Source organism: Methylobacterium sp. SD274, from assembly GCF_017355285.1.
GTDB lineage: Bacteria > Pseudomonadota > Alphaproteobacteria > Rhizobiales > Beijerinckiaceae > Methylobacterium.
In genome coordinates, this window is the sequence record NZ_JADIJP010000031.1 from 37,180 (window position 1) to 53,383 (window position 16,204).

A 16,204-nucleotide genomic window follows, 5' to 3' on the forward strand; every position below is an offset into this window, starting at 1 on the left:
CCTCTCCCGCATCATGGTGACCATGCCAGACGACAGTCAGCCTACCGCCCCGACCGGCTCCCGCAACGCGCTCTCCACCGGCATATCCGGGCTCGACGACGTCCTCGCCGGCGGTCTCACCCGTGACCGGCTCTACCTCGTCGAGGGCAGGCCCGGCACCGGCAAGACGACCCTGTCGCTGCAGTTCCTCCTCGAAGGCGTCGCCCGGGGCGAGAAGGGCCTCTACGTCACGCTGTCGGAAAGTGCCGACGAGCTCCGGGCAGGTGCGGCGTCCCACGGCTGGTCCCTGGATGGCATCGACGTCTACGAACTCGTCAGCGAACTCGGCCTCGACCCCGACAGCGAGCAGTCGATCCTGCACCCGTCGGATGTGGAGCTCGGCGAGACCGTGCGCGAGGTCATGGAGCGCGTCGACGCGCTGCAGCCGGCCCGGATCGTGTTCGACAGCCTGTCCGAGCTCCGGCTCCTGGCCCAGAATCCCTTGCGCTACCGACGCCAGATCCTTGCCCTGAAGCAGTTCTTCGCGTCGCGCGGCTGCACGGTGCTGCTGCTCGACGACAACACGGCGGACGTCCAGCTCCACAGCATCGCCCACGGCGTCATCGTCGTGGAGCAGATCGAGCGCGAGTTCGGGGCGGAGCGTCGGCGCATCCGCGTCGTCAAGATGCGCGGCGTCAAGGTCCGTGGCGGCTTCCACGACCTCGTGCTCCGCACCGGCGGCCTCACCGTGTTCCCGCGCCTCGTGGCGGCCGAGCACGCGGACGAGTTCGACCCGGTCACCACCTCGACCGGTTTGGTGGAGCTCGACCTGCTGCTCGGGGGCGGCCTCGTGCCGGGCACCAACACGCTGCTGATGGGGCCGTCCGGCGTCGGCAAGACCACCACCGCCATCCGCTGCCTGCTCACCGCCCTGGAGGGCGGATCGCGCGCGACCTACTTCCTGTTCGACGAGGGCAGGGCGACCCTGCTCGCCCGGTCCGCGCTCCTCGGCATGGACCTGCGTCCCCATATCGCGAGCGGCGCGCTCGACCTGATGCAGATCGACCCGGCCGAGATCTCGCCGGGCGAGTTCACCTGCCGGGTGCGCGAGGCCGTCGAGGCGCAGGGATCGTCCTTCGTGGCCATCGACAGCCTCAACGCCTACGTCCACGCCATGCCGGGCGAGCAATACCTCGTCCTGCAGATGCACGAGCTCCTGAGCTACCTCAACCAGAAGGGCGCCACGACCGTCCTCGTGCTGGGCCAGCACGGGGTCATCGGCGAGGTCCGCACCGACGTCGACCTGAGCTATCTCAGCGACGGCATCGTGCTGTTCCGGTATTTCGAGGCCCAAGGCGCGGTCCGCACCGCGATCTCTGTGGTGAAGAGCCGGGTCAACGCACACGAGCGCACCATCCGGGAATTGCGGATCTCCCCGACCGGCCTGCAGGTCGGCGAGGCCTTGAGCGACTTCCAGGGCGTGCTCACCGGGCTGCCGGCCTATGGCGGCAAGGTCGCGATGCTGGACGGCAACGCCGAGACGTCCGGACCCGCCGCGTGATGCCATCGTCGGAGATCGAGGAGCGGGTGCTGATCCTGGCGCCGCGCGGGCGCGACGCCGGGGTCGTCCAGCAGCTGCTCGCCAAATCGGGCACGCCGGCCGCCATCTGTGCGGATGCGCCGGCATTGATCGCCGGCCTGCGGGCGGGCGCGGCCGCGGCCCTCGTCACCGAGGAGGCCCTGGCCGAGGCCGATACGGCCGCCCTCGACGCCTGGGTCGAGACCCAGCCGCCCTGGTCGGACTTCCCATTCATCATGCTGGCGACCCGACAGGTCGGTCGCCGCCCCGCGCGTGCGGCCGCGATCATCGAGCGGCTCGGCAACGTCGTGCTGCTGGAACGGCCCATCAACGCCGAGACTCTGGCGAGCGCCGTCGCGTCGGCGCTTCGGGGCCGGCGCCGGCAATATCAGGCCCGCGGCCACATCCTGGAGCGGGAACAGGCGCAGGAGCGCCTCCGGCACGCCAACGAGACGCTGGAATGCCGGGTCGCCGAGCGCACCCGCGAAGTCGATGCGGCGCGCGAGACGCTCCTGTTCGCCCTCGATTCCGCCGGCATGGGCTCCTGGGACCTGGACCTCGTCCACGATACCTCCCGGCGTTCGAGACGCCACGACGCGATCTTCGGCTACGACGAGCCTCTGCCCTCCTGGGGATGGGCGGACTTCCTCCATCACGTCGTCCCGGAGGACCATTCCATCGTCGCGGCGGCCTTCACGCAGGCGGTCGAGACCGGAAACCTCGACATGGAATGCCGGATCCGGCGCCCGGACGGCGCGATCCGATGGATCGCCGCAAGAGGCCGCGCCGAATACGGTCGCGAGGGAAATCCCGTCCGCCTCGCCGGTATCGTCATGGACCGCACCGACCAGCGGGCGACCGAGGACGCCTTGCGCCAGGCCCAGAAGATGGAGGCCATCGGGCAATTGACCGGCGGGGTGGCGCACGATTTCAACAACCTGCTCACCGTCATCGTCGGCGGCCTCGACATGGTGATCCGCAAGCCGGAGAACACCGAGCGGGTGGTGCGCCTGGCCGAGGCCGCGATGAACGCGGCGCGCCGGGGCGAGCAGCTCACCCAGCAGCTTCTGGCCTTCTCGCGGCGGCAGATGCTGCGGCCCCAGACCCTCAACCCGAACCGCCTGCTCCTCGACTTCCGGCCCCTGGCCCAGCGCGCGGCCGGCGGCGCCATCGAGATGACGTTCGATCTCGACCCGGCGCTCGATCCGATCCGCATCGACCCCGCCCAGTTCGAGGCCGCGGTGCTGAACCTCGTCGTCAACGCCCGCGACGCGATGGAGGGTAGCGGCCGCGCAGCCCGCATCGACGTACGCAGCCGCAACGTCCGCCTCGACACCGCCGCCGTCGCCGACAAGGGCGTGCCCCCCGGCGACTACGTCGAGGTCTCGGTCGCCGACACCGGCAGCGGCATCCCGCCCCAGACCCTGGCCCGGGTGTTCGAACCGTTCTTCACCACGAAGGAAGTGGGCAAGGGCACCGGTCTCGGGCTCTCCCAGGTCTATGGTTTCACCCGCAGCGCCGGCGGCTACGTCGCCATCGAATCCACCGTCGGGGCCGGAACCACGTTCCGACTTCTCATCCCGCGATCCTCCGACCCGGTCGGCGAGGAAGCGGGGACGGGCTCCGGCACCGCGCTCCCGCTCAAGCGGGCGGGGGACGGCGACACCGTCCTGCTCGTCGAGGATGACGAGCAGGTCCTCGGCATGGCGGTCGAGAGCCTGGAGGAACTGCGCTACCGGGTGATCGTCGCGCGCAACGCCGCCGAGGCGCTGGAGCATCTCAGGGGGGTCGAGCGCATCGACATCCTGTTCTCGGACGTGGTGATGCCGGGCGGCATGAACGGTTCGCAGCTGGCGGTCGAGGCGCAGCGCCTGCGACCGGGCCTGAAGGTGCTCCTCACCTCCGGCTACGTCGCCAACCTCGACGAGGGACAGATCATCGGCAAGGGCGAACTCACCGTCCTGAACAAGCCGTACCGCCGCGATGAACTCGCCCGCTCCCTACGGCTGGTCCTGACGGGCGGAACCGGCTGATCCATACGCGCCACGGTCATTCCGGCGATCCGTCGGGCGGTTCGTTGAAGCGAGCGCGCGACGATCCGGCGACCGTACGGCCATCGCCAGGGTGATGAGGACCGCCCCCTAGAACTCCATGCCCAGCTTCACCCGAAGGGCATGGCGTTCGAACTGGTTCAGACCCAATCCCCGGTTGGCGAGGGCTTTGTCGGTGTCCCGGCCCCAGACCTGACCGGCATAGGCCACGGTGATCCAGGCCTTTTCGGTGAAGCGGTGATGCAGGGCGGGGCCGAGGGTCAGAGCTTCGCTCTGCAGCCCGTTCAGGAAAATTCCCTCATAGCTGCGCAGATAGCGCAGTTCCGGTCCGAGATAGGTCTTGTCCGCGACCTCCCCGACGAGGGCGTTCGACCACAGGAATGTCGAGGAGCGGTATCCCTCCCCGGAGCCGCGCTGGCGTCCGGCGGCCGGATCGAAGCTGATGTTTGTGCCATACCAGAGCTTGTTCGGCACGATCTGCCAATCGACGTGCACGACATTCTCGAAGTCGAAGATGTCGGCTCCGCGCCCCTCGATGGGCAGAACGCGGGCAAACCGCGGCCGCGATTCCAGGGCCAGGCCGAAGGGCTGCTCGGGCGTGCTTTTGACGAGCTGATACTTGAACTCCACCGAGACGCCGTCGAAATTGCCCGCGTTCCTGTCGTCGAGATCGAGGATGTTGCGGACGCGATGGTGGTCGCCGAAGAGCCCGACCTGGACGCTGAAACCGTCGACGAGATCGATCTGATAGCTGAGCTTCGTGCCGACCGCGTCGTAGGATGACGGACCCGGTCCGGCCCGCCGCTTGCCGATACGGGTGACGGTGTCGAGCACCACCTCCTGTTCGCCCTTCTTGCCCACATCGGCCCCTTCGGTGAAGCCGAACAGATGTTCGGTGTCCACCTCCTCGGCAGAGGCTGTGTCGACGAGCGAGGGCTGCGCCAGCAAACAGGCCGCCAGCAGGCAATAGATTGAAAGTCGCATGATGATGTCTTGGCAACTCAACGCTGCATGAGCCGAATGGGCTCGGCCGTTAGACCATGCCGAGCCGGTCCATGACTGCGATTGTTCTGCCACAGGACGCGCGAAAAGCGGCATCCGGCCTCGGCGAATGCTTTTTCGAGGGAATAAGTCGTGGGGATTCGTCGTGCCGGCCCGGTCCTCCCTGATCGCGCGGGCACGACCGCCCAAGCAGCATGGGGCCGAGCCCGCATCGCCGATCCGTCACCCGACGCGGCCACGCAGGCGCGTCAGGGTTCCTTGTAGGCCGATCCGTCCTCGGCTCGGGCCGGCTCATCCACATACATGCCCTGCCTCGGCATCGCGACCGCATCGAAACGATCCGCCAGCAGATGAAGCGCCTCGCGAAGGGCCGGCCCTTCCAGCGGGCGCCCATGGCCCGTGATCGCCCGCTCCGGTTCGAGAGCCGCGAGAATCGCCACCGAACGGCCCGCCGCCTCCCAATCGGTGGTGAGATACATCGGCGGACCGTGGATCTCGGGCTCCTGGACGATGACCGCGTAGGCCGATTCCTGAGCGGTCGTCACGAAGGCGTCGCCCGCGATCAGCGTGCGGTCCGCCTCCCGCCAGAGGGCGACCTGACCCACCGAATGGCCCGGCACGTGAATCCAGCGCCAGCCCGGCATGGAGGGCACCGAGCCGTCTTCCGGCAGGTCCCGGAGATGGGCGGACACGTCGACCGGCGCGAGCGGATAGAGGGGCGAGAGCCGGGCCATCAGGCCGCCGCCGACGGAGGGGTCCGGCGGCGGGTAGGAGGCGGACCCATCGAGATACGGACGTTCGAGCGGATGGGCCCAGACCGGCACGTCCCATTCGCGAGCCAAGTCTTCCACGACCCCGACATGGTCGAAATGGCCATGGGTCAACACGATGGCCGCCGGACGGGCATTCGGGCCGAAGCGTTGCTCCGCCACTTTCCGGATCGCGGATTTCGACCCCATGATCCCGGCATCGATCAGCGTCCAGCCACGGTCGCCCGCTCCCGGCGGACCATGGAAGATCACATTCACGATGGCATGGCGCTGGTAGACGAGATCCTCCGTGATGGTGTGGGTACCGTCCGCACCCAGAGGCGTTTCGATCTGCGCAGTCGCGTCGACGGGAACCTGTTGCGCCATGGGGCACCTCGTAAAAGGGTTTGCATCGCCGCCCGGTCGATAGGCCAATCGATCCCGCGGATGCCGGTTCCCCTAGAGCTGCGCCCGACCACGTTGGGTCGGGTGCAACTCTAGGCCTTTGTTTTGCCGCGCTCTTTTTCGCCGAACCGGCATCCACTTCGGCGGTGAGCGCTCTAGGGCACCGGCAGCGCCTCCCACTCGACCACGGCATAGTCGACCGGGGCAGAAGTGCTTGGCGCATGTAGGGGGACGGCGGATAATGGGTTAAACATCTGAGGGGGGAGAACATTTGTCATGAACGAGAGCCCGGACCCGTCCGCCAACGCCACGGATCCCATCGGTCGGTTGTCCGAAGTCTCGCGGCTCGCCAGTCTTCTGGCCGACCGCGTCCTCAGCGCACAGATCGCCAGTCAACCCATTCCCAAAGCGCATATTCACGCCCTGCTCGATGCCGCCATCATCCTCGAAAAATACGAACGGGACTTGCCGCCGCTGCTGGAGCAGATGATCGGCAAGCTCGAGGACGAGGATTCGGCAAAACCGGTGGCCGACCGCGAAGACGAGGAGGCCGTGCCTGAACCCGCCGAAGGCGAGGAGGCGGACGCCAAGCGCCTGGCCTGGCTGTTCCGCCCCTTCAAGGGGACCAAGGGCTGATGCCAAGCTCGGTGATGGTGGCCCGACCGGCGACCGGTCGCCTCAGCGCCGATCCCCGATACGCGGCCTGAAAGACCGTGGAGGGAGTGGGCGTCGCCGGTTCTCAGCGGCCGCCCTGACCCCCACCGGCACTGCCATTCGGAATGGCCTGCTCCGGTCGGCTCGCATTGCCGCCCGCGGCGGAATTGGTCGTCACGGTATCGGCCCCCGTCGCCCCATAGGAGATGACGCGATCGCGGCTGTTGCCGGTCGTGTTCGGCTGGTTCTGGATCACCACGCCACGTTCCCCGTTGGGAGACATCAACCCCTGTGCGAAAGCGGGCATGACCGACAATGCGAGCGCTCCCGCGCTCACGACGATGCGTAGGCTATTCATCGAACGTCCTTGTTTTCCGAGAGTGACGCATCAATCCGGTTCGACGGCGAATGTTCCTGCGGTGAGGATCCGTCCGAACAGAATAACCGTAAGTCACTCTCCCCGGATGCGTGCCATCGTCCCAAGGTGAAATACGTAGAGCGCATCATCGAAGTCTATGCGGGATGAAATGTCGCAGGCATTCGAATGGCGCGAAGCGATGTGCTCCCAGACAGGTCGAATTCCCAATATTTATTTATACTATGAGAAAAACTGAGGTTAAATATCCATCGGTACTGCAAAGCATGCTGCAGCGCCGCAAACAATTGTTTCCGTGATGAGCAATGGACGATGTTTCAGTTGCCTCTATAAAAACCCTGCGATCACGCATGAAGCGGAGGCAAACGCCATGGCTAAGCTGAACGGTACTCTTGGAAGTGATGTTCTGAATGGTACGGATGATGAAGATATCATCCTTGGTCTCTCAGGCGACGATGTCCTCAATGGTAATGGCGGGTTCGATCGCATCGACGGCCAGGACGGCAACGACCGGATCACGGGCGGTGACGGTATCGACTACATAGCCGGCGGCCTCGGCAACGATGTGATCAGAGGAAATGCCGGTAGCGACCAGATCATCGGAGAAGACGGCAACGATATCCTGTATGGCATCTTCGGCGACGATTACATCGCCGGCAATGCGGGTGACGACTACATAAGCGGCGGCTCCGGCAATGATTTCCTTGTCGGAGAGCTGGGGCGAGACACCGTTCTCGGAGGCAGCGGCAACGATTTCGTCACCGGCGGCGCTGACGTCGACCGTCTCGACGGGGGCGAGGGCGATGATCTGGTCGATGGTGACGCCGGCAACGACATTCTGTTGGGTCGCGACGGCTCCGACGTCCTGTTCGGCGATGCCGGCAACGACAAGCTGTTCGGCGGTACCGGCAGGGACGAGCTCCTCGGCGGCGCCGGCCTCGATCAGCTCGAAGGCGGTGCGGGCCGTGACGTGCTCGCGGGCGGTCAGGTCAGGGATATCCTGACGGGTGGCGGCGGCGACGACACCTTCGTCTTCGATACGGGACTGGGCTCGACGAATGTCGATCGGATCACCGATTTCACCCACGATCTCGATACGATCAGCCTGTCGCAGGAGATCTTCGAGGCGCTGGCCCCCGGCGAACTCACCGAGTCCGCATTCAAGGACATCGGTACGGCGGGTTCGACCGTCGATGGGGACGACAGGGTGCTCTACGACAGCAACACCGGCGCCCTTTACTACGATTCCGATGGCAGCGGCAGCCAGGCCCAACAGCAATTCGCCACGCTGGAGAACCTCGCCACGCTCACCCATACGGATGTGCATGTCGTGTGATCGGCATACGAGCGTCCGTCCACGGCCGGCCGCTTTCGTGATGTGAGACGTGTGACGTGAGACTCGTGACATGACGCTTGGCCTCGGTGAGCTCGCCTCATCGAGGCCTGTCCGCGCGAGCCGGGAGGATTTTCGAGAGGCGCGTGCCCGAATCCCGACCTTCGCATCCGGCGCGGCGACGCAAAAGCATCGGACTGGAGGAAGCTATGTCTTCTTTCATACAGCAACTTGGGCTAGAGCCTGCCGTTGACTGGTATGCCTCGTTTTTACCTCAACATTCGCGACGGCGACGATCTCATCGAAGATCAGGAGGGGAGCGTTCTCGTCGATGTCGATGCGGCTCGCCTGGAAGCGCTGGCATCAGCACGGGACATCCTCGCCGAACTCGTCCGGGCCGGGCGGCTCGTGGACGGGCAGTGCTTCGAGATCATGGACGATTCGGGTGAACTGCGCGCCGTCGTGCCGTTCAAGGAGGCCCTGAAGCTGGATTAGCGGCCCTCCCCCGGTGTCCGGTCATCGAGATTGCTTCGGTCGCCCTCCGGGATCGGGGACATCTCCCTCCCGGCGACGGAAATGCGGTCACTCGGTCGGCAGGAAATGCTCGATGAAGCGCAGACCATCCCAGAGCTCGAGGGCGTGCCCGTCCACGAGCCTTTGCGTGTGCTGGATGGCGTCGTCGTCGCTATCGACGGAGATCCGTCTCACGTCGAGGATCGTTCCCTCCTTGGACAGGACGAGCACCCGGTAGGCCGGTCGTGGCTGTGTTCCCACGATCGTGGCTGGAGGCTGGGGCGGATCGGACATCAGGGGCCATCACAGCACAGGGGACCTGATGCCTTTCGAAAGCACACGAGGCCTGTCCGGCAATAACCTAAGTTTTTTTCCGACCTTTCGTCCGGTCTCGTACCATTGGGCGGAACGGGGCTGCGCGAGGGGGACCGCGTCGAGACACGATGAGGTCGTGGTCCGACGACGCAGGGCGTCTCGCACGCGAACCCGTCCCGACAGTGGATTATGTTAACCATCCATCGGCAAGAAAAGGCAGCGCGGATCGGAAGTGCTCTTTCCCGTTCGGCCCATCAGAGACGGAAGCGAAACCGATGCGGATGCGTGTTGCGGTGGGTGTGCTCGCGGCGTTGAGCGTTGGGACGGCCGCCCACGCGCAGGGCCTCGCCCGAGGGGCGCAGGATGGCGCGGAGCGCGGTGGAAACATTGCCGGGCCGCTGGGCGCGGCCGTCGGCAGTGTGATCGGAGGGGCTGTCGGCACGGCGAACGACATTCTCGGGATCGACCGCCGGGAGCGGTTCCGCATCTATACGCGCGGCGAAAGGCGCCCGTCCTTCGCGTATCGCGGCAAGGTCCATGTCGGCACCGTGCTGCCCGAGAACGGCGTCGTCTATTACGACGTGCCCCCGGAATTCGCCCTCAAAGGGTACAATTACACGATCGTCAACGATCTCCCCGTCCTGGTCGAGCCGGGCACCCGCCGCATCGTCGAAGTGATCGACTGAGCGCCGATCCTCCCCTGCCGGGGCCGATGTGACGGCCGTCATGCCAGGAGCTGCGTCCGTAATGCGACGCAGCCGACATCGCGTTCGGTATCCCGTATGGTGGGTCCATGCCCGATGATTCAATCCCTCACTCTGCAATGCCCGAGCAAGAGCTGAAGGCCTCGCAAGCAAGCAATGCATCGATTGTAGGTGACGACCGGTATCGTCTACTGGTTGAGAGCATCGTCGACTATGCCATCTACATGCTCGACATCGAGGGGCGGGTCTCGAGCTGGAATCGCGGCGCCCAGCGCTTCAAGGGCTATACCGACGCGGAGATCATCGGCGAGCATTTCTCGCGGTTCTACACCGATGACGACCGGGCCACCGATCTTCCCGGCCGTGCGCTGAAGATCGCCGCGACCGAGGGGCGATTCGAGCAGGAGGGATGGCGCGTCCGCAAGGACGGAAGCCTGATGTGGGCCCATGTGCTCATCGACCCGATCCGCGATGAGGACGGCACCCTCCTCGGCTATGCCAAGGTCACCCGCGACCTCACCGAGCGGCACGCCGCCCAGGCCGCGCTCAGGCAGAGCGAGCAGCATTTCCGCCTGCTCGTCCAGGGTGTGCACGATTACGCCATCTACATGCTCGATCCGCAGGGTAAGGTGACGAGCTGGAACCGTGGCGCGCAGCGGTTCAAGGGCTATGCGGATGACGAGATCATCGGCGAGCATTTCTCGCGGTTCTATACCGACGAGGATCGCGCCTCGGACCTGCCCGGCCACGCCCTGCGGACGGCCGCGAAGGAAGGCCGTTTCGAAGCGGAAGGCTGGCGCGTCCGGAAGGACGGCACGCGCTTCTGGGCGCATGTCGTCATCGATCCGATCCGGGGCGAGCACGACCAGTTGATCGGTTTCGCCAAGATCACCCGGGACGTCACCGAGCGGCGAAACGCCGAACAGACCCTCGAAGAGACCCGCGCGCGCTTCGTCCAGTCACAGAAGATGGAGGCGATCGGCCAGCTCACCGGCGGTGTCGCCCATGATTTCAACAACCTGCTGGCGGTCGTCCTGGGCAATCTGCACCTCGCCCGCAAGCGTCTGCCGCCGGATGGCAAGCTCCTGCGACTGGTGGACAATTCCATTCAGGCGGCCGAGCGCGGGGCAACGCTGACCCGGCGCATGCTCGCCTTCGCCCGCCAGCAGACCCTGGAGACCGGCCCCGTCGACGTGCCGGCTCTCGTGCGCGGCATGGCCGAGCTTCTGCAGAGCTCCATCGGCTCCGTCGTCCGGGTCGACACGCAATTTCCCCTGCAGCTGCCCCTCGCCTGCGCCGATGCCAACCAGCTGGAGCTGGCCCTGCTCAATCTGAGCGTCAACGCCCGCGATGCCATGCCGGAGGGGGGGCGGATCACCATTTCGGCCCGCGAGGCACAGATCGGCCCCCACGAGATTCCGGGACTCGCGCCCGGCCGCTATGTCTGTCTTTCGGTCGCCGATACCGGCGAAGGCATGGATGAACGGACCCTGGCACGCGCCGCCGAGCCGTTCTTCACCACCAAGGGCGTCGGCAAGGGCACCGGCCTCGGCCTCTCCATGATCCATGGGTTCGCCGAGCAATCCGGCGGACGGCTGATCCTCAAGAGCGTTCCGGGCCAGGGCACCGTCGCGGAGCTGTGGCTGCCCGTGGCCCAGGCCGGCGGCCCGGACAAGAGAGCGCCCGAACACGGGCTTCCCCTGCCGAAGACGAGGCCGTTGCGGGTGCTGGTCGTCGACGACGACCCGCTCGTCCTCATGAACACCGCGGCCATGCTGGAAGATCTCGGTCATGGGGTACAGGAGGCAGTGTCGGGCCCGCAGGCCCTGCACGTCCTCGGCAGCGCCGAACCGTTCGATCTCGTGGTGACCGACCAGTTGATGCCCGGCATGAACGGCCTGCAGCTCATTGCGGCGATCGAGGCGGCGTATCCGGGATTGCCGGTCATCCTCGCCAGCGGCTACGCCGAACCGACGGAGCACGCGCAGACCGATCTCGTGCGCTTGACCAAGCCGTTCGACCAGACGGATCTCGCGCGCGCCATCCTGACGCGATTGCAGGCCGATCCTCAGGTCCCGGCGTTCCAGCCGGTCATTGCCGGGACGGGCGACGAGTCCGGCTCACCCGCCCATTGAGCGGGGACCCTATCGTCGCCCCCTCGGCCACCGATCAGCAGCGGTTTCCGCCGGAGGTCTGGCCGTATTGCTGGACCGGGAAGTTCTGCTGATTGGCATTGCCTTCGGCGGCGGAGCTCATCGGGCAGGTGGCCGGGTTGCGCGAAAAGAGATCGTCGCGAGACTGGATCGAACCTGTCGTCTCGACATCGTAGGGCGAGACCGTCGTGTAACGCGAAGGACTATCGTAGGCCATTGCCGACGAGATCGGGGCAACACCAATAACAAGGACGGTGGCGATGGCGGCAATACGGGACTTCATGAGGATTGCTTGGCTCCTATAAGCTGCAGACCTGAAAGAGTGTCTGCTTGTTGCTGTTGGAAACCAATATGGGGCGTCATCGCGATCTATGACGTGCCGACCCGCACGCGCGATCGCGGATTATAAGATGCGCCGCCGGATCTCGCATTCCCGCGCGTCTCCCGGACCGAGGCGCGACGAGAGCGCTCTCCGCCGAAGTGGATGCCGGTTCGGCGAAAAAGAGCGCGGCAAACAAAGGCCTGGAGATGTGCCCCGACCCAATGGGGTCGGGCGCAGCTCTAGGCGACGAGCCGCGCCTCGATCAGGTCGATCTCCCGAACGAGCCGCCGCAGAAGAACGTCGTCGATGGCTTGCGAACGGCGCAGGCGGTAGAGCGCCTGGCGCTCGGCATCGATGCCCGCGAGGCGCAGGCGCTTCTCGGTGAGCGCCAATTGCTTCACACGGCTGACATCCTTGCGGGGCGTCTCCGTCGGCGATTCCAGACCTTCGTAGCGATCCATGGCGCGGGCGCCGGCTTCCACCGCGATGGAGGCATCCTCCTGCTCCTCCACGAGGCGATGCTGCAGGGCCTCGATCGCCTTCACGGCGTCGTCGCGGGCCGCTGCCCGGGCCGCATCCTCCTCGGAATCGTGGCTGGGCTCGGGCGGGAGGCGAAGCCCGCGCAGGAGAGGCGGCAGGATCGTGCTCGCGACGAGCAGGGAGGTGAGGATCACCCCCATCGCCAGTAGGATGGAGAGGTCGCGCGCGGGGAACGGCGTGCCGTCCGCCAGGGTGAGCGGCAGGGTCAGGATACCCGCGAGGGTGATCGCGCCCTTCACGCCCGCCAGGGTGGTCGCGGCCACGAGGCGCAGGGTCGGCGCCTCTCGCCGGTCGCCGTTCCGGCGCGCCTTCATCAGCACGAACTGGAGCGAGACCCAGACCCAGACGAAGCGGATGGCCATCAGGCCGGCGGTGATGGCCAGAATCCAGGCGACGAGCCAGCCCGCGCCCTCCACGTCGGACTGTTTGGCGGCCTCCCTCAGGACCGCCGGCAGCTGCTCGCCGAGGAGGACGAAGATCGAGCCGTTGGCCGCAAGAGCGACCGTGTCCCAGACGGCGGTGCGCCGGACGCGCGTGGCCCCCAGGCTGCGCCCCTGGATTTCCACATAAGTCATGGCGATGCCGGCCGCGACGGCGGCGAGGATGCCGGAAGCGTGGACATGCTCGGCGGCCAGATAGGCGCCGAAGGGCGTGAGCAGGCTGAAGAGGATCTGCAGGCCGGGGTCCTCCCCCGTGCGCCGGCGCAGGAGATCCTGCGCGCCCATGAGGAGGAAGGTGGTCGCGGCACCGATGCCGATTCCGCCCAGCGCGAGCCAGACGAAGGTCGTCGCGGCCTGGGGCAGCGAGAAGGTGCCCGTGAGGGCGGCGGCGATGGCGAAGCGCAGGCAGACGAGACCGGTGGCGTCGTTGAGAAGGGCCTCACCTTCGAGGATGTGCATGAGACGCCGCGGCACCGGGGCCTGCGCCGCCACGGACGAGACCGCGATGGGATCGGTCGGTGACAGGACGGCCGCGAGGGCGAAGGCCACGGCGAGGGGGATGCCCGGGATCATGACGTGGATCAGCATTCCGATGCCGAGCACGGTCAGGACCACGAGGCCGAGCGCGAGGGCCAGAACGGTCTTGCCGTCCCGGAACAGGTCGCGCTTGGGAATGCGCCAGCCGTCCAGGAACAGGAGCGGCGGCAGGAAGACCAGGAAGAAGATTTCGGGGTCGAGCGACGTGCTCGGCAGCGGACCCAGGGCCAGGGCCACGCCGATGGCGATCTGGATCAGCGGCAACGGCAGCGGAAGCAGGCGGCCGAGGGCGCCGCTGACGAGGACGGACAGCAGCAGGGCCAGGACGACGGTAACGCTTTCCATGCGCCTCTTTCATGGTGGAGCCGATGGCGGTGTCGATGCCCCGGCGGTGTGGCGTCATAGGGGCGCGATGGCGCGTCGTGGCCATCGTCACCTGCGGGGCATCGTAGGGCGAAGCGGCGCCAACCTCCTCGGATTACCCGCATCGGCGATCGCATGACAGTGATCGATGTGACGGCCTTCGTCCTGACGCATGAGCGGCGCGGGGTGCTTCCGGCTTAGACAGTTGGCCTTGGCCCCGACGGTGAGGTCGAGATCGACGGCGTGTATCTTAGCGGCTCGGTTCGTCTTGAGAACCGCAAGGAGGATCGCGAGGATCACCCCCTTAGAGCCAAGGATTTCGGCGAGTCACCGCGTTTACGAAGATGGCGACCGCGGCGCACAGGTCCGAGAAGGCCAGCTTGTGCGAAGCCAAGATGGCCCCGCTGGTGACGCTGGACTGCTTGCCGCAGCCCGCGCACTTAAAGCGACGACGGGTCGAGATGTCGTAGTGGTCGAGGCAGCCGCAGCCGGGGCACACAGGCTCGCCATCCGTCTCAGGCCAGCGAAGGCGCTTGAAGGTCTGGTAGGCCGCGTCCTCACCGCCCTTGTAGATCGCCTTGAGCGAAAGAGTGCGGGCGGCTGCGGAAAGGAGGAAGTGGGAGGCCATTGCCATCGTCTCGAATGCTTATGCATCGCATATGATGGTATAACTGTATCATAGTCAAGGGCAAAAGCATCGCGTATGATGGCATCCGCAATCAGATAGGATGCAGACGCATGACCGAAGGCCTAGAGGAACACTGGGATACGCGCGTGAAGGGTCTGCTCAAGGCGGAGTTGAAACGGAAGGGCGTCACCTACGCGCAGCTTGTCGAGAAGCTGGCCGCCATCGGCGTGAAAGAGACAGAGCCGAACGTGCGAAATAAGCTTGCTAGGGGGAAGTTCACGGCGGTGTTTTTTGTGCAATGTCTGGTCGCAATCGGCGCCACGGAAGTGCGCCTTTGACGGGGCGGACGGATGGCGGCGGACGTTTATGAGCTTTTTCGGCTCACTCTAATTAAGCGTCGGCACGGCGATCTTTTCGAGTCCTTCGACCAAAGCCGTCAGGAATATATCGAGTCCGTTTTGAGCAGACGGATAGAATTTGAACATCACACAACGCCGTTCTCATATGTTCCACTATCAACCGATTTGCCTACACGAACAATAGTTGGCAAGCTCGGGCGAGCGATACAAGTCCCAGAGAACGCGGCTCCAGAGGAAGAATTTGAGGAGCAGGTCAGGGAGTCTTGGAAGGCTTCCGTTATAGCTATTGATCCAAGCTCTACCGAGGATGGCCAGAAAATATCCATGCTGCGCGACAGAAAGGTCGGAAAGCCCTTCTCTGTTCTTAGATCGCTCGTGAAGCATATCAATCTAAATCTTGAGGCTCCTTATACGCTTGAGGTCCAGCCAATTTTTAGCTCTGAAACATTTTGGGATTTTGCCGCGAAAAACAAAGGCAACATCACTTCTCTGACTTTTGATTTTGTTGTCCCGAACGGACTCTGGAATACAGACTCACATATCAAAGATGATCTCCGCTCTGCCGGGGAGACAATGAATGCAGAAGAGATTGTCACCACTATAAAAAGCGAGCAAGGGATACGAACTGATAGTAAGCCAGTTGCCGAAGCCATATCATACATTGAAAATGGTAGTGGTTCTGCCGTGGCAAGAACTCGCGATGGGGCAACATTTAACTCGACAACAAAATCTAAAAGGGCTATTGTGCAGTATGAGTTCAAGGGCTCCCCGCGCTCTGCATTAGCTAGAGCGTTAAGGAGCTTGGCAAAGATTTTGGATCATGAATAAGACCTTTGCCATATGTGCGTTCTTTTGCTTGGTGACAGCAGTGGTCATTTTGACCTTCACCATGCCATCCGTGCTGAGCGATGAAAACTTGTTCCTGAAGAACTTCGTGAACCATGAATACCTCGGCTTCATGGGCGTGCTCGTGACCATCACGCTAGCCTCGGCTGCCAACATCCATATCGAACTGAACCGTTATGATGAGGCCTTGGGCAAGAGCGCCTTTGAACGCTCTCGTGCCGATCTACGCCATTCGGCCATGGCGCTGATTGTGGCCCTGTGCGTGGCGCTCGCCACCGTCTTCACCAAAGGACTGATTCCCGACGTAGCGGTTTGGCAGGCGGCGGTGAACGGGCTCGCCCTCATCACGATTGCCT

The 16,204-nt window shown here is 64.9% G+C and carries 16 protein-coding genes and 1 pseudogene; 10 read left to right on the forward strand and 7 right to left on the reverse strand.

What is annotated here, in order from left to right; translation table 11 throughout:
• Positions 1-22: 22 nt before the first annotated feature.
• Entirely contained in the window at positions 23-1,540 is a 1,518-nt protein-coding gene (locus IPV08_RS20730) for an ATPase domain-containing protein (RefSeq protein ID WP_207413394.1), read from the forward strand.
• Positions 1,540-3,591 (forward strand): hybrid sensor histidine kinase/response regulator, encoded by a 2,052-nt coding sequence (locus tag IPV08_RS20735; RefSeq protein ID WP_207413396.1) that lies wholly within the window; start codon positions 1,540-1,542, stop codon positions 3,589-3,591. The genes IPV08_RS20730 and IPV08_RS20735 overlap by 1 nt, the downstream gene beginning before the upstream one ends.
• Before the next feature lie 108 nt (positions 3,592-3,699).
• Here the strand turns inward: IPV08_RS20735 and IPV08_RS20740 are convergent, their stop codons facing one another.
• Together IPV08_RS20740 and IPV08_RS20745 are read right to left on the reverse strand one after the other, a co-directional pair.
• Positions 3,700-4,593: a hypothetical protein gene (locus IPV08_RS20740; protein ID WP_207413368.1), complete on the reverse strand. Its 894-nt coding sequence runs from the start codon at positions 4,591-4,593 to the stop codon at positions 3,700-3,702.
• Between the two features lie 266 nt (positions 4,594-4,859).
• The gene (locus IPV08_RS20745) at positions 4,860-5,747 is read right to left on the reverse strand and encodes an MBL fold metallo-hydrolase (RefSeq protein WP_207413370.1); all 888 of its coding nucleotides are present in this window, start codon (positions 5,745-5,747) and stop codon (positions 4,860-4,862) included.
• 294 nt (positions 5,748-6,041) lie between these two features.
• Here IPV08_RS20745 and IPV08_RS20750 point away from each other — a divergent pair, with 294 nt between their 5' ends.
• Complete coding sequence (locus IPV08_RS20750; protein ID WP_056422068.1) at positions 6,042-6,401, forward strand: hypothetical protein; 360 nt, start codon at positions 6,042-6,044, stop codon at positions 6,399-6,401.
• Between the two features lie 103 nt (positions 6,402-6,504).
• Here IPV08_RS20750 and IPV08_RS20755 read toward each other — a convergent pair whose 3' ends face one another.
• Positions 6,505-6,726, reverse strand: coding sequence for a hypothetical protein (locus IPV08_RS20755; protein WP_311275828.1), 222 nt, complete (start codon positions 6,724-6,726; stop codon positions 6,505-6,507).
• A gap of 367 nt (positions 6,727-7,093) precedes the next feature.
• On the opposite strand from IPV08_RS20755, the gene IPV08_RS20760 reads away from it, so the two are divergent.
• Both IPV08_RS20760 and IPV08_RS20765 read left to right on the forward strand, forming a co-directional pair.
• A complete protein-coding gene (locus IPV08_RS20760) occupies positions 7,094-8,131 on the forward strand; it encodes a calcium-binding protein (protein WP_246748102.1) in 1,038 nt (345 codons plus the stop codon).
• A gap of 255 nt (positions 8,132-8,386) precedes the next feature.
• Positions 8,387-8,623 (forward strand): hypothetical protein, encoded by a 237-nt coding sequence (locus IPV08_RS20765; RefSeq protein WP_056422073.1) that lies wholly within the window; start codon positions 8,387-8,389, stop codon positions 8,621-8,623.
• Between the two features lie 87 nt (positions 8,624-8,710).
• Here the strand turns inward: IPV08_RS20765 and IPV08_RS20770 are convergent, their stop codons facing one another.
• Positions 8,711-8,935: a hypothetical protein gene (locus IPV08_RS20770; protein ID WP_207413374.1), complete on the reverse strand. Its 225-nt coding sequence runs from the start codon at positions 8,933-8,935 to the stop codon at positions 8,711-8,713.
• Positions 8,936-9,231: 296 nt separating this feature from the next.
• Here IPV08_RS20770 and IPV08_RS20775 point away from each other — a divergent pair, with 296 nt between their 5' ends.
• Both IPV08_RS20775 and IPV08_RS20780 read left to right on the forward strand, forming a co-directional pair.
• On the forward strand, positions 9,232-9,642 hold the full coding sequence (locus IPV08_RS20775) for a DUF1236 domain-containing protein (RefSeq protein WP_207413376.1): 411 nt from the start codon (positions 9,232-9,234) through the stop codon (positions 9,640-9,642).
• Between the two features lie 137 nt (positions 9,643-9,779).
• A complete protein-coding gene (locus IPV08_RS20780; protein ID WP_246748104.1) occupies positions 9,780-11,795 on the forward strand; it encodes a PAS domain-containing sensor histidine kinase in 2,016 nt (671 codons plus the stop codon).
• A gap of 34 nt (positions 11,796-11,829) precedes the next feature.
• Here the strand turns inward: IPV08_RS20780 and IPV08_RS20785 are convergent, their stop codons facing one another.
• From IPV08_RS20785 to IPV08_RS20795, 3 genes and pseudogenes are all read right to left on the reverse strand, one after another.
• Positions 11,830-12,096, reverse strand: a complete 267-nt coding sequence (locus IPV08_RS20785) for a hypothetical protein (RefSeq protein WP_207413380.1) — start codon at positions 12,094-12,096, stop codon at positions 11,830-11,832.
• 278 nt (positions 12,097-12,374) lie between these two features.
• Positions 12,375-13,997 (reverse strand): Na+/H+ antiporter, encoded by a 1,623-nt coding sequence (locus IPV08_RS20790; protein ID WP_207413382.1) that lies wholly within the window; start codon positions 13,995-13,997, stop codon positions 12,375-12,377.
• Between the two features lie 349 nt (positions 13,998-14,346).
• Positions 14,347-14,643: pseudogene (locus IPV08_RS20795) on the reverse strand (transposase); the annotation flags it as partial.
• Between the two features lie 110 nt (positions 14,644-14,753).
• Here IPV08_RS20795 and IPV08_RS20800 point away from each other — a divergent pair.
• The 3 genes from IPV08_RS20800 to IPV08_RS20810 form a co-directional block, all read left to right on the forward strand.
• Positions 14,754-14,981 (forward strand): DUF6471 domain-containing protein, encoded by a 228-nt coding sequence (locus IPV08_RS20800; protein WP_207413384.1) that lies wholly within the window; start codon positions 14,754-14,756, stop codon positions 14,979-14,981.
• 12 nt (positions 14,982-14,993) lie between these two features.
• Positions 14,994-15,830, forward strand: a complete 837-nt coding sequence (locus tag IPV08_RS20805; RefSeq protein WP_207413386.1) for a hypothetical protein — start codon at positions 14,994-14,996, stop codon at positions 15,828-15,830.
• The coding region (locus IPV08_RS20810) for a hypothetical protein (RefSeq protein ID WP_207413388.1) at positions 15,823-16,204 on the forward strand (382 nt) is incomplete at its 3' end. The genes IPV08_RS20805 and IPV08_RS20810, both read left to right, overlap by 8 nt.